General features: G+C 70.6%; 17 protein-coding genes. 4 read left to right on the forward strand and 13 right to left on the reverse strand.

Translation table 11 applies throughout. From position 1 onward, the window contains the following. Window positions 1-289: 289 nt before the first annotated feature. Window positions 290-1672, reverse strand: coding sequence for a MocR-like pyridoxine biosynthesis transcription factor PdxR (pdxR, locus tag CF165_RS28335; protein WP_093950641.1), 1383 nt, complete (start codon window positions 1670-1672; stop codon window positions 290-292). 46 nt (window positions 1673-1718) lie between these two features. Here pdxR and CF165_RS28340 point away from each other — a divergent pair, with 46 nt between their 5' ends. Together CF165_RS28340 and CF165_RS28345 are read left to right on the forward strand one after the other, a co-directional pair. Beyond that, window positions 1719-2180, forward strand: a complete 462-nt coding sequence (locus CF165_RS28340) for a carboxymuconolactone decarboxylase family protein (protein WP_167441589.1) — start codon at window positions 1719-1721, stop codon at window positions 2178-2180. Further along, entirely contained in the window at window positions 2177-2914 is a 738-nt protein-coding gene (locus tag CF165_RS28345; protein WP_093950643.1) for an isocitrate lyase/PEP mutase family protein, read from the forward strand. The genes CF165_RS28340 and CF165_RS28345 overlap by 4 nt, the downstream gene beginning before the upstream one ends. A 66-nt stretch (window positions 2915-2980) precedes the next feature. On the opposite strand, the gene CF165_RS28350 is transcribed toward CF165_RS28345, so the two are convergent. The 12 genes from CF165_RS28350 to CF165_RS28405 form a co-directional block, all read right to left on the reverse strand. Beyond that, on the reverse strand, window positions 2981-4591 hold the full coding sequence (locus CF165_RS28350) for a monocarboxylic acid transporter (protein ID WP_093950644.1): 1611 nt from the start codon (window positions 4589-4591) through the stop codon (window positions 2981-2983). After that, window positions 4588-4935, reverse strand: coding sequence for a DUF485 domain-containing protein (locus tag CF165_RS28355; protein ID WP_093950645.1), 348 nt, complete (start codon window positions 4933-4935; stop codon window positions 4588-4590). The genes CF165_RS28350 and CF165_RS28355 overlap by 4 nt, the downstream gene beginning before the upstream one ends. Before the next feature lie 70 nt (window positions 4936-5005). Then, on the reverse strand, window positions 5006-6730 hold the full coding sequence (locus CF165_RS28360; RefSeq protein WP_093950646.1) for a sodium/solute symporter: 1725 nt from the start codon (window positions 6728-6730) through the stop codon (window positions 5006-5008). A gap of 130 nt (window positions 6731-6860) precedes the next feature. Further along, window positions 6861-7211, reverse strand: coding sequence for a hypothetical protein (locus tag CF165_RS28365; protein ID WP_093950647.1), 351 nt, complete (start codon window positions 7209-7211; stop codon window positions 6861-6863). Beyond that, complete coding sequence (locus CF165_RS28370) at window positions 7208-7963, reverse strand: LytR/AlgR family response regulator transcription factor (protein ID WP_093950648.1); 756 nt, start codon at window positions 7961-7963, stop codon at window positions 7208-7210. Before CF165_RS28370 ends, CF165_RS28365 begins: the two co-directional genes overlap by 4 nt. Continuing rightward, window positions 7960-9006: a sensor histidine kinase gene (locus tag CF165_RS28375; protein WP_093950649.1), complete on the reverse strand. Its 1047-nt coding sequence runs from the start codon at window positions 9004-9006 to the stop codon at window positions 7960-7962. Before CF165_RS28375 ends, CF165_RS28370 begins: the two co-directional genes overlap by 4 nt. A 40-nt stretch (window positions 9007-9046) precedes the next feature. After that, window positions 9047-9748, reverse strand: a complete 702-nt coding sequence (locus tag CF165_RS28380) for a hypothetical protein (RefSeq protein ID WP_093950650.1) — start codon at window positions 9746-9748, stop codon at window positions 9047-9049. Between the two features lie 198 nt (window positions 9749-9946). Next, on the reverse strand, window positions 9947-10942 hold the full coding sequence (locus tag CF165_RS28385) for an ABC transporter substrate-binding protein (RefSeq protein WP_093950651.1): 996 nt from the start codon (window positions 10940-10942) through the stop codon (window positions 9947-9949). Window positions 10943-10972: 30 nt separating this feature from the next. Then, the gene (locus CF165_RS28390; protein ID WP_093950652.1) at window positions 10973-12025 is read right to left on the reverse strand and encodes an ABC transporter permease; all 1053 of its coding nucleotides are present in this window, start codon (window positions 12023-12025) and stop codon (window positions 10973-10975) included. Beyond that, window positions 12022-12786 (reverse strand): ATP-binding cassette domain-containing protein, encoded by a 765-nt coding sequence (locus tag CF165_RS28395; protein WP_093950653.1) that lies wholly within the window; start codon window positions 12784-12786, stop codon window positions 12022-12024. The genes CF165_RS28390 and CF165_RS28395 overlap by 4 nt, the downstream gene beginning before the upstream one ends. Next, window positions 12783-13820 (reverse strand): class I mannose-6-phosphate isomerase, encoded by a 1038-nt coding sequence (locus CF165_RS28400; protein WP_093950654.1) that lies wholly within the window; start codon window positions 13818-13820, stop codon window positions 12783-12785. The genes CF165_RS28395 and CF165_RS28400 overlap by 4 nt, the downstream gene beginning before the upstream one ends. Then, window positions 13817-14800, reverse strand: a complete 984-nt coding sequence (locus CF165_RS28405; protein ID WP_093950655.1) for a LacI family DNA-binding transcriptional regulator — start codon at window positions 14798-14800, stop codon at window positions 13817-13819. Before CF165_RS28405 ends, CF165_RS28400 begins: the two co-directional genes overlap by 4 nt. A gap of 314 nt (window positions 14801-15114) precedes the next feature. On the opposite strand from CF165_RS28405, the gene CF165_RS28410 reads away from it, so the two are divergent. Together CF165_RS28410 and CF165_RS28415 are read left to right on the forward strand one after the other, a co-directional pair. Then, on the forward strand, window positions 15115-18339 hold the full coding sequence (locus CF165_RS28410) for a GH92 family glycosyl hydrolase (RefSeq protein ID WP_093950879.1): 3225 nt from the start codon (window positions 15115-15117) through the stop codon (window positions 18337-18339). 66 nt (window positions 18340-18405) lie between these two features. Further along, window positions 18406-20799 carry a GH92 family glycosyl hydrolase gene (locus CF165_RS28415; protein WP_093950656.1) on the forward strand — a complete coding sequence of 798 codons (2394 nt, stop codon included), beginning with the start codon at window positions 18406-18408 and terminating at the stop codon, window positions 20797-20799. The last annotated feature ends 49 nt before the right edge of the window (window positions 20800-20848 follow it).

Here is a 20848-nt window from a genome sequence, read left to right on the forward strand (position 1 = left end):
AGGACATCCTCCCTCCAGACCACCGTCTGGAATCAAGGTGTCCGGCCCCAAGGGGCAACCCCACACGTGTGATTGGAAGGGCATCACACGTGCTTGGAGGGTCGACTCGCGTGCTTGGAGGGTCGACTCGCGTGCCTGGAAGGTCGGCTCGTGTACCCGGGATGGTCGGCTCGTGTGATTTGGGGCCGGAACTCGCGTGATGGGGCTGGAACTCGCGTGTTTGAGGGCGGAACTTGTGTGGGTGGGGGCGGAACTTGCGTGATTGAGGGCGGGATTCGCGTGTTTGGGGTCAGGCGGTGATTTCCCAGAGGGCTTCCACCAGGTGCTGGGTTGCGCCGGCGAAGGCGTGTTTCGGGGTTGCCGCGTAGCCGACGATCAGGCCGCCCGGGCCGTCCGGGGTCATCCAGTAGCTGCCCAGGCCTTCGATGCCGATCGAGCGGCGGCGGCAGGCCGCCAGGGCCGTTGCCTCCGAGGGGCCGTCCGGGGGCAGCATCAGCAGCAGGTGCAGGCCCGCCGCGATGCCGTACGGCCGGACCGAGTCCGGCAAGGCCGCCAGGAGCCGAGCGCGGCGGGAGCGGTATTCCGCGCGGCTGCGGCGGATGTGCTGGTCGTAGGCACCCGAGTCGATCAGCTCGGCCAGTGCCAGCTGGTTGAGCAACGCCGGGCGCGAACCGCTGTCGGCCATCGCCGCGCGGACCGGCTCCACCAGGGTCCGCGGCAGCACCAGCCACGCCAGCCGCAGCGCCGGGGCCAGGGTCTTGCTCGCCGTGCCCGCGTACACCACCCGCTCCGGCGCCAGCGCCTGCAGCGCCCCGACCTGCTGGCGGTCGAAGCGGAACTCGCCGTCGTAGTCGTCTTCCAGCACCACCGCGCCCGATTCGCTCGCCCAGCGGGCCAGTGCCGCCCGCCGGGGCGGGGCCAGGGTGACGCCGGTGGGGTACTGGTGCGCCGCCGTCACGACCGCCGCCGGACTGTCCAAAGCGGACACGTCCATCCCGTGCTCGTCGACCGGGACGCCGACGACCCGCGGTCCCTGCGCCGCCGCGATCGACCGGTACGTGGCCAGGGAAGGGTTTTCGAACGCCATCTCGCCGACGCCCAGGCCGGACAGCGCCCGCGACACCACCGCGACGGCGTGCGAATACCCGTGGCACACCACGATCCGCGCCGGGTCGGCGACCACCCCGCGGGCGCGGGCGAGGTAGCCGGCGAGGGTGTCCCGCAGCTCCGGTGCGCCCAGTTCCGACTCGTAGCCGAACGCCGCCGCCGGGGTCCGCAGCAGAGCCCGCCGGGTCGCGGTGATCCAGGCCTGGCGGGGGAACGCCGTCAGGTCCGGGCGGCCCGGCCGCAGGTCCCAGCGCGGCGCCGGGTCGCGCGGCGCCTGCCGGGGCGCGGACTGGGGGAGTGAGCCCGCCGTCGCCACCCGGGTCGGCGCGCCCTGGGCCGTGCGCAGGTAGCCCTCGGCGGCGAGGTCGGCGTACACGCGGGTGACCGTTCCGCGGGCGACGCCCAGGTCGTGCGCCAGCGCGCGGGTCGACGGCACCGCCGCGCCCGGCTGCCACCGGCCCTCGCGGATGGCCGCGCGGATCGCCGCCGCGAGGCCGCTGCGGCCCGTCGAGGGCTGCCAGCCGAGGTGGACGTCGAGCCCCGAACTGGACCACGAATCAGTCATGTGACTGGACCATACCTGTGGTCCAGTCGCCGCTAGCGTGGACGGCATGACCAAGCGAATCGGACTCGGGGGCGCGCCCGAGCTCTACCAGGCGATGGCCGGCCTGCAGGCCGAGGTGAACAAAGCCGGGGCCAACGCGGGGCTCGACCCGAAACTCCTGGAACTGGTGAAGACGCGCGCGTCGCAGATCAACGGCTGCGCGTACTGCCTCGACATGCACTCCCGTGACGCGCTCGAGCTGGGTGAGTCGCCGCGGCGGCTGTTCGTGCTCGACGGCTGGCGCGAGACCGACCTGTTCACCGAGCAGGAGCAGGCCGCCCTGGCCCTCACCGAGGCGATGACCAAGCTGTCCGCGACGCAGACCGTGCCCGACGACGTCTACGAGCAGGCGGCGAAGGTGTTCACCGAGGACCAGTACCGCGCGGTCGCGTGGGAGATCATCGCGATCAACAGCTGGAACCGGATGACCATCACCAGCCACACGCCGCTGCCGAAGCGGGACGAGTGACCGCCGCCGCGCTCAAGGCGCTGCACGTCCCCGGCAAGCCGCTGGTGCTGCCCAACGTCTGGGACGCCGACACCGCGAAGCTCGTCGAGGCCGCCGGGTTCCCGGCGGTGGCGACCAGCTCGGTCGCCGTCGCGGCCGCGCTCGGGTTCCCCGACGGTGAAGCGGCGCCCGCCGACGAGATGTTCGCTGCCGCCGCGCGGATCGCGAAGGCGGTCGGCGTTCCGGTCACCGTCGACGCGGAGTCGGGCTACGGCCTCTCCGGCGCTGAACTGGCGGGCCGGCTGCTCGACGCCGGTGCGGTCGGCTGCAACTTCGAGGACACCGACCACGCCACCGGCGACGTCCGGCCGGTCGGCGAGCAGGCGGCCCGGATCGCCGCCCTGCGCGAGGCGGCGGGCGACGGCCTGGTGATCAACGCCCGCGTCGACTCCTTCCGCGGCGTGGATCCGAAAGAGGCGCTCGAAGCAGGCGTCGCCCGGGCGAAGGCCTACCTCGAAGCGGGCGCCGACTGCGTCTACCCGATTCACCTGCGCACGCCGGAGCTGATCGCGGAGTTCGTGCGGGGGACCGGAGGGGCGGTCAACACGGCCGCCTGGCCGGGCAGCCCGGGCCTCGAAGGCCTCGCCGAACTGGGGGTGGCGAGGATTTCGCTGGGTGGCGGGCTGTGGCAGTACCTGCGGAAGCAGTTCGAGGCGGCCGTCACCGGCGTCGCCAAGGGCAAGCTGCCGTACTGAAATGGCCGAAGGCCGTCGCGAGGGGATCGGGAACACCCTCGCGACGGCCTTCGGGGTCGGTGGAGGTTAGTGGACGACCGCCTTCTCGGCGCCCGCGCCGGTCAGGGAGCGGACCTCCATCTCGGCGTACTTCTTCTCGTCGTGCTCCTTGGACAGGACCGTGCCCAGCCAGCCCAGGATGAACGCGGCGGGGATCGAGACGATGCCCGGGTTGCTCAGGGGGAACCAGGCGAAGTCCGCGCTCTTGATCATCGACGTGCTCTTGCCCGACACCGCGGGCGAGAAGACGATCAGCACGATCGTGATGGCCAGGCCGCCGTAGATCGACCACAGCGCGCCCTGGGTGTTGAACCGCTTCCAGAACAGCGAGTAGAGGATCGTCGGCAGGTTCGCCGACGCCGCGACGGCGAAGGCCAGCGCGACCAGGAACGCCACGTTCTGCCCATTGGCCAGGATGCCGCCGCCGATGGCGAGGGCGCCGATCACCACCGCGGTGATCCGGGCGACCTTGACCTCCGAGTCCGGCGACGTCTTGCCCCGCTTGACCACGTTCGCGTAGACGTCGTGGGCGAAGGACGCCGACGCCGTGATCGTCAGGCCGGCGACCACCGCGAGGATGGTCGCGAACGCGACCGCGGAGATCAGGCCCAGCAGCACCGGCCCGCCCAGTTCGAGCGCGAGCAGCGGAGCGGCGGAGTTGACCCCGCCCGGTGCCTTCTTGATCGTGTCCGGCCCGACGAGCGCGCCGGCGCCGTAGCCGAGGACCAGCGTGAACAGGTAGAACACGCCGATCAGCACGATCGCCCAGACCACCGAGCGGCGTGCGTCGCGGGCCGTGGGCACCGTGTAGAAGCGCATCAGCACGTGCGGCAGGCCCGCCGTCCCCAGCACCAGCGCGATGCCGAGGGAGAGGAAGTCCAGCTTCGAGGTCCCGTTGGTGCCGTACTGCTTGCCCGGGCCGAGCAACGTCTGCCCGGCCTTGCCCGCCTTGTCGACCGCGGCCTGCAGCAGCTGGGAGAAGTTGAAGCCGTACTTGCCGAGCACCCAGAGCGTGATCACGAGCGCGCCGACGATGAGCAGCCCGGCCTTGATGATCTGCACCCAGGTGGTGCCCTTCATGCCGCCGATCAGCACGTAGGCGATCATGATCACGCCGACCACGGCGATCACCAGTGCCTGCGCGCCCTTGCCTTCGACGCCGAGCAGCAGCGCGACGAGACCGCCCGCGCCCGCCATCTGCGCGAGCAGGTAGAAGAACGACACGATCAGCGTCGACGTCGCGGCCGCGGCCCGCACCGGGCGCTGCTTCATCCGGAACGCGAGGACGTCGCCCATGGTGAACTTGCCGGTGTTGCGCAGCAGTTCCGCGACCAGCAGCAGCGCGACGAGCCAGGCGACCAGGAAGCCGATGGAGTAGAGGAAGCCGTCGTAGCCGTTGATGGCGATCGCGCCGGCGATGCCGAGGAACGACGCCGCCGAAAGGTAGTCACCCGAGATCGCGATGCCGTTCTGCGGGCCGGTGAACGCGCGGCCGGCGGCGTAGTAGTCCGACGCCGTCTTCGTGTTGCGGCTGGCCCGGAACACGATCACCAGGGTGATGAGCACGAAGGCGGCGAAGATCAGGATGTTGAGGAGCGGGTTGCTGCCCTCAACGCCTGCGGCGAGTGTCGCGGTCATGCCTGCTCCTTCTCGATGTCCTCACGGATCTTTTCGGCGACCGGGTCCAGCTTCCGGTTGGCGTACCGGACGTAGAGGCCGGTGATCACGAACGTCGAGACGAACTGCAGCAGGCCGAAGATCAGGCCGACGTTGATGTTGCCGAACACCTTCGTGCTCATGAAACCGTGCGCGTAGTCCGCGAGGAGCACGTACAGCAGGTACCAGAGGAGGAAGACCGCCGTCATCGGGAAGACGAACCGGCGCAGGCGGCTGCGCAGCTCACGGAACTCGGTGCTTTCGTGCGCGCGATCCCAGATGGTTTCTGACGTGTCCGGGGGCCCGCCGGTGTCCGTCGTGCTCATCGCTGCTCCCTGCGACTTTGCGGAAAGTGACCTGCGACACCGTAGGGACGCGTGAGGCTCGCGTGAAGGATCAGCGGCTCAACAGCCGGGTCAGACGACGAACGGTTGACGAACGGTCGGGCGGTCCCGCCGAGTGGGGTTCGTCCAGGTGGAGGCGCAGCATCGCCGCCGTCGACCAGGCCGGCGGCCTGCCCCGCAACGAGACCAGCGCCATTACGCCGAACGCCAACGGTACCGACCAGGGTGCCGGTTGCTGCACCAAGATCGCCACCCAGCCTCGCAACGACGGCCCGGCGAGGGCGAACAGGATCGAGCCCGATGACGCGACGAGCCCGGTCAGCACGCCGGCGATCCCGCCCGCCGCGGTCAGGCGCGGCCACCAGATACCGAGCACGAGCAGCGGGCAGAACGTCGACGCGGCGACGGTGAAGCCCCACGTGACCAGGACGCCGGCGTCGAGCTCGGCCGAGCGCAGCGCCAGCAGCACCATCACCCCGGCGACACCGAACACGGCGATCCGCAGCCGCCGCAGCTCGCCGGGCACGAGGTCGTAGGCGATCGCGCCGGACATCACCAGCAGCAGGCCGAGTGACGTCGCCAGGAACGCGGCGAACGCGCCGGCCGTCAGCAGTGCCGTGAACAGGCCGCCGGCCCAGCCACTGTCCACTTGGTACGGCAGCGCGACGACCACGGTGTCGGTCGCGCCGGAGAGGTACAGCCCGGGGAGGAGCACGCGGCCGAGGACGCCGTAGACGCCGGGGAAGAGGTAGAAGATGCCGAGCAGGGCGACCGTGATCGCTGCGGTGCGGCGCGCGGCGCGGCCGTCCGGGCTGGTGTGGAAGCGCATCAGGACGTGCGGCAGGCCCATCGTGCCCAGCATGGTCGCGACGAGCACGGCCCAGGTGCCGAGCAGCGGGTAGCCCTGGTCGCCGAGGTCGAGCAGCGGCCGCCGCCAGTCGGGGCCGCCGAGTGCCGCGCCGCCGCGGACCGCCGGGACGGCCGCACCGGTCCCGAACACGACCTCGTCCTGGCTGCGCGCGGTGAATTCGCCCGGCTGGAGGAGTTCGACGACGCCGTTGCGGCGGACGGGGGTCGGTTCGCGGATCTCCATGGTGACGTCGACCTCGAACCGCACCGGTGTCTCGCGGGCGAAGTGGGTGAACTCGACGGGGTTGAGCGCGTCGGTCCGGTTGACCGCGCCGGCCTGCAGCACCAGCCAGATCGCCGGGACGAGGAACAGCAGCAGCTTCAACACGAACTGGAACGCCTGCACGTACGTCGCCGCGCGCATGCCGCCCAGCGCCAGGGTGACGCTGACCGCCGCGCCGGCCAGCACCACGCCGACCCAGTACGGGGTGCCGCCGACCGCGGCGAGCACCAGGCCGGCGGTGCGGAACTGCGGGACGACGTAGATCGTGCCGATCACGAGCACGACGACGGCGGTGAGGCGGCGCAACGCGGGGGAGTTGAGCCGGGCTTCGGCGAAGTCGGGGACGGTCAGCGCGCCCGACCGCCGCATCGGCGCGGCGACCAGCACGAGCATCGCGATGTAGCCGGCGGTGAAGCCGACCGGGTACCAGAGCGCGCCGATGCCGTCCTTGACGACGAGCCCGGCGACGCCGAGGAACGACGCGGCCGACAGGTACTCGCCCGAGACGGCGGCCGAGTTCACCAGCGGCGAGATCCGCCGGGACGCCACGAGGAAGTCCGACGTCGTGCGCATCGCGGCGACCCCGCGGACGCCGATGAGCAGCGTCACGAGCACGACCGGCGCGACGGCGAGCGCGACGCCCACTACCGCGCCCCGCCGGTTTCATGCGCCCCAATGTGGCGTTGGGTGCGTTGGACGCAACCAACGCCACATTGGGTGCGTTGGACGCAACCAACGCCACATTGGGGCGTTTGGGGCCATCGGGAGCCGCGGGTCACTGGTCGTCCTCGAGGCGTTCGGCGCGGCGGAGCTGCCAGCGGGCCAGCAGGGCCATCGCCGGGTACGGCAGGACCGCCAGCATCAGCCACGACAGCGGAATCCCCAGCAGCCGCACGGTGTCCAGGCCGGGGAACGCCGCGAACAGCCCGGGCAGGCCGAGCAGCAGCGCGAACATCAGCACCAGCGCGGGGACGCCGCGACGGCGTTGCGCGCGGTACAGCGCGGTGGCGCGCTGGGTGTCGCTCGCGGGGAGGCGCGGTTGCCGCCAGCGGCCGCGTGACCGGCGTCGCGCGTGGGCGAGCCGGGTTTGCGGGCTGGTCACGGCGACCCGGCGGATCTTGCTCATCGCGGGCCCGGTCCGAGCTGGCCGCGCTGGGCGGCTTCCAGCAGCCTGTCCCGCAGGTCGCGGGCGTGGCGGCGGCTGACCGGGACGTCGCCGGCCTCGGTGTGGGCCAGCAGGCCGCCCGCCGTGTCGCTCCGCAGCTCCAGGACCGCGCCGACCGCCAGCAGGAAACCGCGGTGGACCCGGCTGAACCCGGTGCCCTCCCAGTACTCCTCGAGCCGCGAGATCGGCATCCGCACCAGGTGGACGCCGCCGCGGGTGTGCAGCCGGACGTAGTCGCCGTGAGCCTCCACGAACAGGACGTCGTCGCGGCGGACATAGCGCGTCCGGCCGCCGGACTCCACCGGCAGCGCGGCCATCGCGTCCGGGGTCGGGCGCGACGACGGCGTCGCCATCCGCAGCACCTTCGCCAGCGCCGCCGAAAGCCGTTCGGCGCGGACCGGCTTGAGCAGGTAGTCGACGGCGCCGATGCCGTACGCCGTCACCGCGTGCCCGTCGTGCGCCGTGACGAACACGATCACCGGCGGCTCGCTCAGCTTCGCCAGCAGCGACGCCAGCTCCAAGCCGTCCAGACCGGGCATCGAGATGTCCAGGAACACCGCGTCGAAACGGTCGGCCTGAAGCAGCTTCAACGCCTTCAGCGCGTCGGCCGCGCCGACGACTTCACCGACTTCGGGCGCTTCGCCGAGCATGCGGCAGAGCTCGTCCAGAGCGGGTGGCAGGTCGTCGACCGCGAGCACGCGAAGCCCCGTCACGGCAGCACCCCCGGCTGGAACCGCGGCACCCGCACGACGACCCGGGTGCCCGCGCCGACCTCGGTCTCGACCGTGAGGCCGTACCAGGCGCCGTAGACGTCCCGCAGCCGTCTGTCCACATTGGCCAGTCCGAGACCGGCCGGGTCGTCCTCGCCGACGCGGCCGGCGAGGAGGTCCGCCGCCCGTTTCGGGTCCATGCCGACCCCGTCGTCCTCGACGAAGATCACGCAGTCGTTCCCTTCCGCCTGGCCGTGCACCTGGACCTGCCCGGTGCCCGACCGCGGCTCGATGCCGTGCCGGATCGCGTTCTCCACCAGGGGTTCCAGCACGAGGTACGGGACGGCGACGGCGAGGATCTCCGGTGCGACCCGCACCTGGACGCGCAGCCGTTCGCCGAGCACCGCCTTCTGCAGCGCCAGGTACGTCTCGATCGCGCGGAACTCCTCGGCGACGACGGTGTATTCGCCGTGCCGGGCGAGGCTGTAGCGGGTGTAGTCGGCGAAGTCGAGCATCAGATCGCGGGCCCGGTCGGGGTCCGAGCGCACCAGCGACGCGATGACCGTGAGCGCGTTGTAGACGAAGTGCGGGGACATCTCCGCCCGCAGCGCCCGCAGTTCGGCCTGCGCGGCCTGTTCCGCCGACGCCTCGAGGCGCGCTCGTTCGAGGGCCTGGACGACGAGGTCCGCGGCCTCGCCCGCGACCGCGTCGCGCACGTCCCCGACGACCAGCAGCGCCCCGGCGAGCTCGTCGCGGACGTGCAGCGGCAGCCCGAGGACGTCCGGTGCGGACCCGGGTTCCTCGGTGTGCAGCACGCCTTCGAGCACCGACGCGACGGCGTCGTCGGGCCCCGGCCGCCCGGACCAGAGCAGCGCGCCGGACAGGTCGGTGAGGCCGAGGCCGGGGAAGCCGAACAGCCGGCGCAGGCGGTGCGCGGCGCGGCGGGCGCGCGTGCCGGACAGGCCGTCGCGCAGGTCGTCGGTGATCCGGCGGGCGGCGGCGAGCACCGGCAGCGGGTCGGCGCGGGACGCCGGGCGCAGGTGCACGGTGGGCCTCCCCTCGGCGGCGTGTCCACGGAGATCGATCCTACGGCCACGAGGCGTCTTCCCGGTCGGCCAGCACCTGGGCGTGGCGGCGGAACCGGCGCCAGGTGCGGTAGTGCTCGATCGTGGTGACACCGGTCAGCACGCTCGCGTTCGCCGGGTACGGCCGGTCCGGCAGCGAGATCCAGCCGGTCGTGCGGGTCTCCTTCACCGCCACCGGCACCGGCCGGAAGGTCGCCGGGTCGAGACCGTCGCTGTGCCGGACGACCTCGTCGAAGAACCACGCCGACGTGATCAGCGCGAGCACGCCGCGCGACGCCTTGAGCGCCTCCTTCAGCGGCTTCGCCTCCAGCAGCCGGAACGTGTGGTTGATGGCCGGGGCGGTGACGCCGTGGTCGTCGTAGGCGATCTCGCCCGCGTGCAGCGCCATCCGCAGCCGGATCCGCGCCCCGGGGTCGTGCGTCCGGTTGTGCCGGTGCAGTGCGACGGCGAGTGCGGCGGGCAGGAACTCGACGAAGAGCCCCTTCGGGATCTCCGGCGGGGCGAGGACGAAGACTCCGTCGCCGCAGTCGTCGGGCCGGCAGTCCCGCCACGGGACGCCGGCGTCGTCGAACGCCCGGTCCAGCGCGCGGTAGAGTCCCGCGCGCAACGCCAGGCGGTGGGGTGTCGTCCTGCGCTGATCGCCGTAGCCCTCGACGTCCACGGCGAAGATCGTCCGGTGCCAAGCTGGTCGTTCGTACCTCACCGCACCCTCCCTGCGATCATGCATGTGCCAATGCATGTGCAGATGAGTGTGACGCGGCGCACTCGACCGGGGGAACGGGCAGTGCGGTGAGCGGTTCTCTGACCACGGTGACCGGCAGTGTCCGTTTACTGGCGGTGAACCCGCTGGTCAGAACCCTGCGGGACGGCTCGCACCGCCCGCAGGACTCTGACGGACACCTCAGCAGCTCTGCTTGTAGAAGTACTGAGAGTTGGCCTCCATGTCGGCCTTGGTGATCGAGTGCAGCTGCGCGGTCAGGTTCCGCGTCACCGGCTTGCCCTCGATCGCCGCGACGGCCTGCTGGACGCCCTGGGTGCCGATCGACGCCGGGTCCTGGGCGATCAGCGCCTGGTACTGGCCGTTCTTCAGGCCTTCGACCTCGGACGGGCTGGCGTCGAAGCCGATCAGGTTCACCGCGCCGACCTTGCCCGCGTTGCGCAGGCCGGTCGCCGCGCCCTCGCCGGTGTTGAGGTTGGTCGCGAAGACGCCGATGAGGTCCGGGGTCGACGACAGGGCCGCCGTCACCTTGGCCGCGGCCTGCTCGGGCTCGTTCTGGGTGAACTGGACGCCGATGGACTTCAGGTTCGGCGTGTTCTTCAGTTCTTCCTCGAAGCCCTTGGCGCGCGCGGCGGTCGTCGACGTGCCCGCGATCGTGTCGAGCACCAGGACCGAGCCGCTCTTGCCGGCCGCGAGCTTCGCCATCGTCTGCGCGGCGAGCTTGCCGCCCGCGGCGTTGTCGGACGAGATGGACGACACGGCGACACTCGTGTCCTTCAGCGCGGTGTCGACCTCGACGATCTTCGAGCCCCGCGACTTCACCTGCTGGATCGGCGCGAGCATCGCCGTGTCGTCGGTCGGGGCGATCAGCAGCGCCGCCGGCGGGTTCGAGCCGAGGGCGTTGACCAGCTGGGTCTGCAGGGGCGCGTCGAACTTCTGCGGCGCCTGCGTGGTCAGTTCGTAGCCGAGCTTCTTCGCCTCGGCCTCCGCCCCGCACTGCAGCGAGATGTAGAACGGCTCGGCCTGCACGCCCGGGATCAGCGCCAGCTTCTTGCCGCCGACCGGCTTGGCGGAGTCACCGGACCCGGTCTGCCCGACCGTGCCGGAGCCGCACGCGGTGAGCAGGGCGGCGGCGGAGACCACGGCACCCATGGCGGTGAGAGTCTTGGTCAGCTTCATTCGTAAGCACCTCTTCGTACTCGGGGGAACTCAGCGGGAGTTGCGGCGACGGCGGCGCTGCTGGTCGAACCAGACCGCGGCGATCAGGACCCAGCTGACGATGAACAGCTGCCAGAAGTCCTGGACGTGGATGATGTTGAAGCCCTTGCGCAGCACGGCGGGGATGAACACCCCGATCACCGTGCCCAGGATCGTGCCGACGCCGCCGAAGAGGCTCGTCCCGCCCATCACGACCGCGGTGATGGCGTTGAGGTTGTCGGTGGTGTGCCCGGAGATGGTCGTCGAGTTGTAGTAGGCCAGCGAAAGGAACCCGGCGAGCCCGGCCAGGAAGCCGGTGAGCGTGTACACCTTCAGCAGGTGGGCGGTGACGCCGATGCCCACCCGTCGCGCGCCCTCGGCGTTCGAGCCCACGGCGAAGGTGTACCGGCCGAACTTCGTCGTCCGCAGCAGCCAGGCCCCGATCACGGTGATCACGATCGCCACGATCACCAGGTTGGGCACCACACCGAAGGACGTGCCGTAGCCGAGCGTCTGGGTGAGCGCGGCCGGCACGGTGCGCAGGTCCGAGCCGCCGTTGAACAGGTACGCCGTGGCCAGCGACGCCCCCATCGTGCCGAGCGTGACGATCAGCGGCGGTAGCTTCGCCAGCGCGACGAGGGCGCCGTTGATCAGGCCCCAGATCGTGCCGGTGACCACGGCGACGACGAGCCCGACGACGATCACGCCCCAGCCCGCCTTCGACGCGTCGCCGCCGGACAGCGCCTCCATCGTCTTGCCGCCGGCCATGCCGGAGAGGATCAGCACCGAGCCGACCGAGAGGTCGATGCCCGCGGTGATGATCACGAACGTCATGCCGACCGAGAGGATCAGCAGGACCGAGGACTCGATGAACAGCGTCTGGAAGGTGAACAGCGTCGGGAAGGTGTCCGGCGCGATCACGCTGAACAGCACGATCAGGCCCACCAGGACCAGTCCGATCCAGAACGTGTTGGCCTCCACCAGGCGCTTGCCCAGCGACCGCTTGCCGAACCCGGCGTCGGGGGATTCCTGGATGTCGCTCTTCTCGTGCGTCGACACGTTCACGCCGCCTCCTCCTGCACGAGCGCGCCGGTCATCGCGGCGACGAGGTCCTCGAGTTTCGTGTCGGACCCGGTGAACCGGGCGACGCGCTTGCCGAGCCGCAGCACCTCGACGCGGTCGGCGACCGACAGCACCTCGGGCATGTTGTGGCTGATGAGCACGACGGCGATGCCCTTGTCGCGCACCTTCTTGATGACGTCGAGCACGCGCTCGCGCTGCACCACACCGAGGGCCGCGGTCGGCTCGTCCATGAACACGACCTTCGACGCCCACACGACCGAACGCGCGACCGCGACGCTCTGGCGCTGGCCGCCGGACAGCGAGCCGATCGGGACGTCGGTGCTCTGCAGCGTCACGCCGAGCCGCTGGAACTCTTCGATGGCCTGGCGCCGCATCTCGTTCTTGTCGAGCATGCCGAGCTTGCCGAGGATGCCCTTGCGGTGGATCTCGCGGCCGAGGAACAGGTTCGCGGCCGGGTCGAGCTCGGGCGCGACGGCGAGGTCCTGGTACACCGTCTCGATGCCCAGGCGCCGCGCGGTGGTCGGCGAGTCGACGTGCACCTCGGTGCCGTCGAGCAGGATCTTCCCGGACGTCGGCTGCTCCGCGCCGGAGAGGCATTTGACCAAAGTGGACTTCCCGGCGCCGTTGTCGCCGATCAGCGCCGTCACTTCGCCGGCGCGCGCCTGGAACGACGCGCCACGCAGGGCTTCGACGGACCCGTAGTGCTTGGTCAGGTCGACCGCGTCCAGGAGGATTTCGCTCATCGGTGCCTCTCTTCCGGCGCCGGCGGGCGGCAGCGGATCACCGTCGCGGTGCCGGACAGCTCGGTCTGGCCGGCGTCGAACGGGACGACGTAGGTGTCGCCCTTCGCCAGCGCGTGTTCGCCGCCGTGCTCGGTGCGCAAGGTGCCTTCGCCGTCCAGAACGACCAGGACCGCGAACGACGGGTCGAGTGACAACGTTGTCGTCGTGTCGGTGCGCAGCTGCTCGGCTCGGAAGAAGCGCTCCGATCCGCCGGCCAGGAGGTCCACCGTGGCCGCGGGGTCGGCCGCGGTGCGCTTGATGATGGTCTCGAGACGTTCTACGTCCCAGCCGGAGGTGTCGAGGGCCTCGATCGCGGTGTCGAAGCCGATCCCGAGGTGGCCCTTCTCCGGCGACGCGAGGAAGTCCCGCCACTCGATCGTGAGCGAGAAGTCCGTCGGCTGCTGGAGTTCGACGACGAACACGCCTTCGCCGATCGCGTGCGGCAGCCCGGCCGGGATGTAGACGGTGTCGCCGGGGGACACCGGAATGCTGTTCAACGCGCCCAGCATCGACGGCACGTCCTGCTCGCGCGTCCACTCGGACACCGTCGCCTTCGACAGCGTCTCCTTGAACCCCGGGTAGACCCGCGGGTCGTCGCCGTAGGTGCCGACCACGATCCACGCCTCGGTCTTGCCGAAGTGCGAGTCGAAATGCCGCTTCGCGAACGCGTCGTCCGGGTGGAAGTGCACGGGCAGCCGCTGGCCCGCGTCGAGCAGCTTCACCAGCAGCCCGGTCGACGTCCCGAGCGCCTCGACGTGCTTCGCGCCGAGCCAGCCGTTCGCGTTCGCCTCGACGGCGTCGCGCAGCCAGACGCCGTCCGGCAGCCGGGTCAGCCCGTTGGTCTCCTGGCCGAACAGGGTGGTCGCCGACGCGACCCAGTCCTCCGGGCCGAACTTCGTCTCGGCGGGCGCGCCCCGCAATGCCGCAATGGCGTCGCCCCCGCGGTAGAACTGCGGCGGCTGGTTGGCGGGAAGCCGGATCGGTTCGAGGGTCACGGGGCGGCCTCACCGGAACCGCGGGCGACGAGATGCACGGGCAGGACTACCTTTCTGGGCGGGGACTGGTCTCCTTGGACGCGGGCGAAGAGCAGCTCGGCCGCGGCGTGGCCCAGTGCGCTCACGTCGTGCGCGACCACGGTGACCGGGGGGTTCAGCAGGTCCGCCAGCTCGAAGTCGTCGAAGCCCACCATCGCCGGGCGCTGCTCGGCGTGGGCCAGCGCGCGCAGCAGGTGCACGGCGATCCGGTTGTTGCCGGCGATCACCGCGGTGGCCGGGTCCGGGCCGTGCAGCAGCCGCTTGACGGCGTGGCCGATCGACTCCGGCGTCGGTGTCCCCATCGAGACCAGGGACTCGTCGTAGGAGATGCCGTTGCGCACGCAGCCTTCGCGGAACCCGCGCAGGCGCTCGGCCGCGGTGAAGATGTCCGGGCTGTCGCCGAGGAACGCGATCCGCCGGTGCCCGTGCGTCGCCAGGTGCGTGACGGCTTCGATGGTGCCGCCGAGGTTGTCCACCAGGACGGTGTCGGCCACGATGTCGCCCGCCGGGCGGTCGATGAACACCACCGGCGTGCCCGCGCGCATCTCCGGCACCAGGTAGCCGTGCTGCAGACCGGCCGGCACGACGAGGATGCCGTCGACCCGCCGCGCGCAGAACTCCAGCACGAGCTCGCGCTCGCGGTCGGAGTTCTCCTCGGACGAGCCGGTGAGCACCTGGCGCCCGAACGACGTCGCGATGCGTTCGACCGCGCGGTTCAGCTCGGAGTAGAAGGGGTTGCCGACGTCCTCGACGATCAGCCCGATGGTGCCGGTGGTCGACCCGCGGCGCAGGTTGCGCGCGCCCAGGTTCCGCCGGAACCCCAGTTGTTCGATGGCCGCCATGACCCGCTCGGCGGTGTCCGGGTGCACGGCCGGTTCGTCGTTGACCACACGGGACACGGTCTTGATGCTCACGCCCGCCAGCCGGGCCACGTCGCTCATCGTGGCCCGCCTGCTCGCGGTGCGCGTGCTGCCGTCCCGGTCACGGCCGAGAGGAGACAACGTTGTCATAGTGACGGGGATTGAACGCCACGTCCCCGGTGCTTGTCAACGCCCTGGACGCGGATTGTGCCGATTCGGCTACCGGAGTCGTAGGACAGACGGCTGAGCACCCTGTCCGGAAGTGGACAGGTCTTGACCACACCCTTGACGGCTTGGTGAGCCGCTGCCCAAGGTGACCCGGTTCGACCGACTGCGCGACAAGGTTGTCATTTCACCGTTTCGGTCGCGCTGGACGAGGTGGAGAGGCGATGGCGATGGCGCGAGCGCGCTGGAGAGCCGGAGTAGGTCTTCTGACATTGGCGGTGGCGGCAGCGGTGGCTCCCGCTGTGCCCGCCGCGGCAGCCGCGAGTACCGACTACGCGAAGTGGGTCAACCCCTTCGTGGGCACCCGGCCCGGCGGCGCCGACCACGGCACCGGGGGCGGTGCCGGCAACACGTTCCCGGGGGCGGTGGTGCCGTTCGGCATGGTCCAGTGGAGCCCGGACACGGTGAAGTCCCAGCCCGGGGGCTACTTCTACGACGACAACGCGCTGACCGGGTTCAGCCTGACGCACCTTTCGGGCGCGGGCTGCTCGACGTATGAAGACATCCCGTTCATCCCGTACGTCGGCGAGGTCACCACCTCCCCGGCGACCGACCCCGGGCACTACACGTCGAAGTTCTCGCACGCGAACGAACACGCGACGGCGGGCGCCTACGACGTCACCCTCGACAGCGGCGCGAAGGTCGAGCTGAGCGCGACCCAGCGCACCGGTTCGGCGCGGCTGACCTACCCGGCGGGCGCGTCCTCGACGTTGCTGGTCAACACGTCCGGCTCGGTCAACGGCACCGACGACGCGTCGATCACCATCGGCAAGGACACCATCAGCGGCTGGGCGACGAGCGGCCGGTTCTGCGGGGCGCGCAACAGCTACCGCGTCTACTTCTCGGCAAAGTTCGACACGCCGTTCGAGTCGATCGGCACGTGGAAGAACGGTGCCGTGACGCCGAACAAGGCCGCCGAAACCGGCGGTGCCAAGGCGAAGGTCGCGCAGCCGAACGGCGTCGGCGCGTCGATCGCGCGTCCGGCCAAGGCGAAGACGCAGGACACCACCGTGTCCGGCCCGGGCAGCGGCGGGTACGTGACCTTCGCGAACCTCAACGGCGCGCAGGTGAACGTCCAGGTGGGACTGTCCTTTGTGTCCATCGACGGCGCGAAGGCGAACCTCAAGGCCGAGAACGCCAAGAAGCCGTTCGACACGGTGGCCGCGGCCGCGCGGAAGGCGTGGAACGACCAGCTCGGCAAGATCGCCGTCACCGGCGGCTCCGACGAGCACCTGACGACGTTCTACACCTCGCTGTACCACTCGCTGATCCAGCCGAACGTCTTCTCCGACGTGGACGGTCAGTACCCCGGCTTCGACGGCCGCATCCACAAGGCCGACAAGGCCCACGCGATGTACACGAACTTCTCCGGCTGGGACATCTACCGTTCCGAGACCCCGCTGCTGGCGACGATCGCGCCGAAGGAGACCTCCGACATCGTCCGGTCGATGATGGCCTACGCCGAGCAGGGCGGCTCGTGGGACCGCTGGACGGTCGCCAACGACTACACCGGCGTGATGAACGGCGACCCGTACCACATCATCGTGTCCAGCGCGTACGCGTTCGGCGCGCGTGACTTCGACGCCCAGAAGGCGTTGCTGCTCATGATCAAGGGTGCCACCCAGCCGACGCAGGGCTACACCGAGCGGCCGGGGCTGGAGGACTACCAGACCCTCGGGTACGTCCCGGGCGCCGGTGCCGACACCCTCGAGTACACCAGCGCGGACTTCGCCATCGCCCAGTTCGCCAAGCGGCTCGGCGACTCCGCGACGTACACGACGTTCATGAAGCGGGCGCAGTACTGGCAGAACCTCTACAACCCGGGCACCGGCCACCTGCAGCCGCGCAACGCCGACGGCTCCTTCGCCGGCACCTACAACCCGGCCAGCTCCGAGGGCTGGGTCGAGGGCAACGGCGCCCAGTACGACTGGATGGTGCCCTACGACCTCGGTGGCCTGGTCACCGCGTTCGGCGGCAACACCGCGACCCAGTCGCGTCTGGACACCTTCTTCACGCAGCTCAACGCGGGCACGCAGCTGCCGTACGCGTTCATGGGCAACGAGCCGAACTCGAACGCCCCGTGGGTGTACTCCTACGCGGGCGCGCCGGCCAAGACGCAGTCGATCGTCCGGCGTTCGATGAACGAGCTGTACAACCCGCGTCCCGAAGGGCTGATCGGCAACGACGACCTCGGTCAGATGTCGTCGTGGTACGTCTGGGCCGCGCTCGGCATCTACCCGGAGATCCCGGGCCGCGCCGAGTTCGTGCTCAACACGCCGCTCTTCCCGAAGGCCGTGCTGACCACCGGCGCGGGCAAGAAGATCACCGTCACGACCTCCGGGACCGGCGACTACATCGCGGGCCTGAAGGTCAACGGCGGAGACGCGGCCAAGGCGTGGATGCCGGAGGCGTTGGTGTCCACCGGCGGCACCCTGGACTACACGCTGTCGGCGACCCCGACCGCGTGGGGCAGCGCGCCGGCCGACGCCCCGCCGTCCTTCCGCGACCAGGAGAAGCCGAGCCTGTCGTTCGTCAACCCGGCTCGCGCGGTGACGCCGGCGGGGTCGACGTCCAAGGTCTCGGTGGGCGTCCAGGACCTCTCGGGTACGGCCCGGACCTGGACGTACTCGGCGGGCAGCGCCGACGGGATCACGCTGGCCCCGGCGTCCGGCGGCATCGCGGTGCCCGCCGCGGGCAAGGCCCAGGTGGAGCTGACGGTCAGCGTCCCGGCCGGGCTGGCCGACGGCGCCCGCCGCATCCCGGTGACGTTCTCGGCACCCGGCGTGGCCTCTTCGCAGGCCGTGCTGACCGTGCTCGTGGCGCAGCCGAACAGCTGGCTCGCCACGGTGAACAACGCCGGGATCTCGCCCGACGCGAAGCCCGCCGCGGCGAACTTCGACGGCGGCGGCTGGAGCTACTCGGCCGACGCCCTGGCCGCGGCCGGGGCCGCCCCGGGCGCCACGGTCACCAGTGACGGCCTGAAGTTCACCTGGCCGTCGTTCCCGGCCGGCGACCCGGACAACGTGGTCGCTTCGGGCCAGACGGTCAACGTCTCCGGCTCGGGACGGCTCGCGCTGCTCGGCTCGGCGTCGAACGGCAACGCGTCCGGCACGCTGACGGTCACCTACACCGACGGCAGCAAGTCCACCGCCACCATCGGGTTCTCCGACTGGACCCTCGGCGGCGGCAACGCGCAGCCGGCGTTCGGCAACCGGATCGTGCTGTCCACGCCGTACCGCAACGCCTCGGGCGGCGACCCGCAGCAGATCCGCACGATGGTGTTCGGCACCAACCCGATCACCCTCGACGCGGGCAAGACCGTGGCGAGCGTGACCCTGCCGGGCAACGTCAGCGGCGGCGCCCTGCACGTGTTCGCGATCGCCGTCGGTTCGTGACGATCAAAAACTGAAAGGCCGCCCGCGTTCCGCGCGGGCGGCCTTTCCTGTTCTCCGGAGGCTGTTTTGAACAACAAGATCCTGGTGGGCGCGCTGACGCTCGCCGTGGTGGCGACGGGGGTGAGTCCCGCGGTCGCGTCCGCGTCCGGAGGGGACGCCCTTGCCGCAATAGACACTGTCAACACGTTCATCGGCACGCAGGACGAGGGGAACACGTTCCCGGGTGCCTCGGCGCCGTTCGGGATGACGCAGGTCAGCCCGATCACCTCGCACTACGCCGGCTACCGCTACACCGACACCGCGATCCGCGGGTTCGGGCACTTCTTCCTGTCCGGCGCGGGCTGCTGGGAGCAGGGCGGCCTGGTCTCGACCCTGCCGACGACCGGGGAAGTGGGCCCCGGCAAGGCGTTCGACACCGCGAAAGCGGCCACCTTCGACCAGAAGCAGTACGCCGCGCCGTTCACCCACGACGGCGAAGTCGGCAAACCCGGCTACTACAAGGTCCACCTGACCGGCTACGGCGGCGTCGACGTCGAGACGACGGCGGCGACCCGCGCGGGTGTCGAGCGGTACACCTTCACGAAACCCGGTGATGCCAACGTCTTCGTCAACGTCGGTCAGGCCAACGACAAGGAACCGGTGACCGGCAGCAGCATCCGGGTCGTCGACGACCGGACCGTCGAAGGAACCGTGGAGTCGCAGGCGTTCTGCGGCGGCAAGCCCTACACGACGTACTTCACCACGAAGTTCGACAAGCCGTTCAAGACGTTCGGCACGTGGTCGCCGACCGGTGGCACGCCCGGCTCCCGCTCGTCCGAAGGTGGTGCGGGCCTGCGCGGCGCGTGGCTGACCTTCGCGGGTGGCGGCCAGGTCACGGCGACCACGGCGATCTCCCAGGTGGACGCGGCCGGACCCCGCGTGAACCTGGCGGCCGAGCGCATCCGGTCGTTCGACGCGGCCAAGTCCGATGTCCAGCGCACCTGGCGTCGTGAGTTGTCCACTGTGGACATCAAAGGTGGGACGCCCGACGATCGCACGGTCTTCTACACCTCGCTCTACCACGCGCTGCTGCAGCCGTTGACGGCCAACGACGCCGACGGCCGCTACTACGGCTTCGACAAGAAGATCCACCGCGCGGTCGGCTGGACGTACTACGACTTCTTCTCGCTGTGGGACACCTACCGCTCGCAGAACCAGCTGCTGGCGCTGCTGCGGCCAGATCGGGCGCGCGACATCGCGAAGAGCATCCTCGCCATCCACGACCAGGGCGGCTGGCTGCCGCGGTGGGCGTACGCGAGCCAGGAGACGAACACGATGACCGGCGACCCGGTCACGCCGTTCCTGGTCGACCTCTGGCGCTTCGGCGCGCTGTCGGGCGAAGAAATGCACGCGTACCAGGCCCTGCTGCAGAACTCGCGCGAGATCCCGCCGGCGGCGTCGCCGTTCCAGGGCCGCTCAGGCAACGCGAGCTACCAGCAGGACGGGTTCGTCCAGTACGACCCCGACTTCCCGAAGAAGGGCCAGGACACCGACCCGAACCACGGCGCGTCGGCCACCCTGGAGTACGCGCTCGGTGACTGTTCGCTGTCGGTCATGGCAGCCGCGCTCGGCAAGAAGGACGACGCGGCGGCGCTGGCCGCGAAGGGCCGGACGTACCGGACGTTGTGGGACGAAAGCCTGACCGACCGCGGCTTCACCGGCTTCTTCCGCCCGAAGGTCCTCGGCGGCGCGTGGTTCTCACCCGCCGACAAGCCGTACAGCCCGCAGAGCCAGGACGGCTTCCACGAAGGCACGGCCTGGCAGTACCAGTGGCTCGTCCAGCAGGACGTGCCCGGCCTGATGCGGCGGATGGGTGGCCCGGCGGCCACCGGGAAGCGCCTCGACGACTTCTTCGCCTACGACGAACTGGTGAAGAACCCGGCGACGGCGGTGCGCGAGAACTGGGTCGTCGGCCCGTACGACTACTACGACCAGTTCCGCTACAACCCCAACAACGAACCCGACCTGCACTCGCCGTGGATGTACGCGCTCACCGGACAGCCGTCGAAGACGTCGACGGTCGTGCGGGCGGCGCACACGCTGTTCACCAACGCGCCCAACGGCGTCACCGGGAACGACGACCTCGGCACCATGTCGGCCTGGTACGTCTTCAGTGCCCTCGGCCTCTACCCCGCCGTCCCGGGGACTGGGAACTTCGTGCTCAACGCACCGCGATTCGCGAAATCCGTCCTGCACCTGGAGAACGGGCGCGACGTCACGATCCAGGCGCCGGGCGCGGACGGTTCGAAGCTGCAGTACGTCTCGGGCCTGAAGGTCGGCTCGAAGCCGAGTGACCGCGTGTACGTCGGCTTCGATCAGCTGAAACACGGCGCCACGCTGCAGTTCTCCCTCACCGGGGACGCCACGGTGACGTGGGGGACGTCACCGTCGTCCGCTCCGGCTTCGCCCTGCGCGGGGTAGACGTACGCTCACGGCCGTGGTCCAGACCACAGTGGACCGCGGCCGTGAG

The organism is Amycolatopsis vastitatis, assembly GCF_002234595.1.
GTDB classification, from domain to species: domain Bacteria; phylum Actinomycetota; class Actinomycetes; order Mycobacteriales; family Pseudonocardiaceae; genus Amycolatopsis; species Amycolatopsis vastitatis.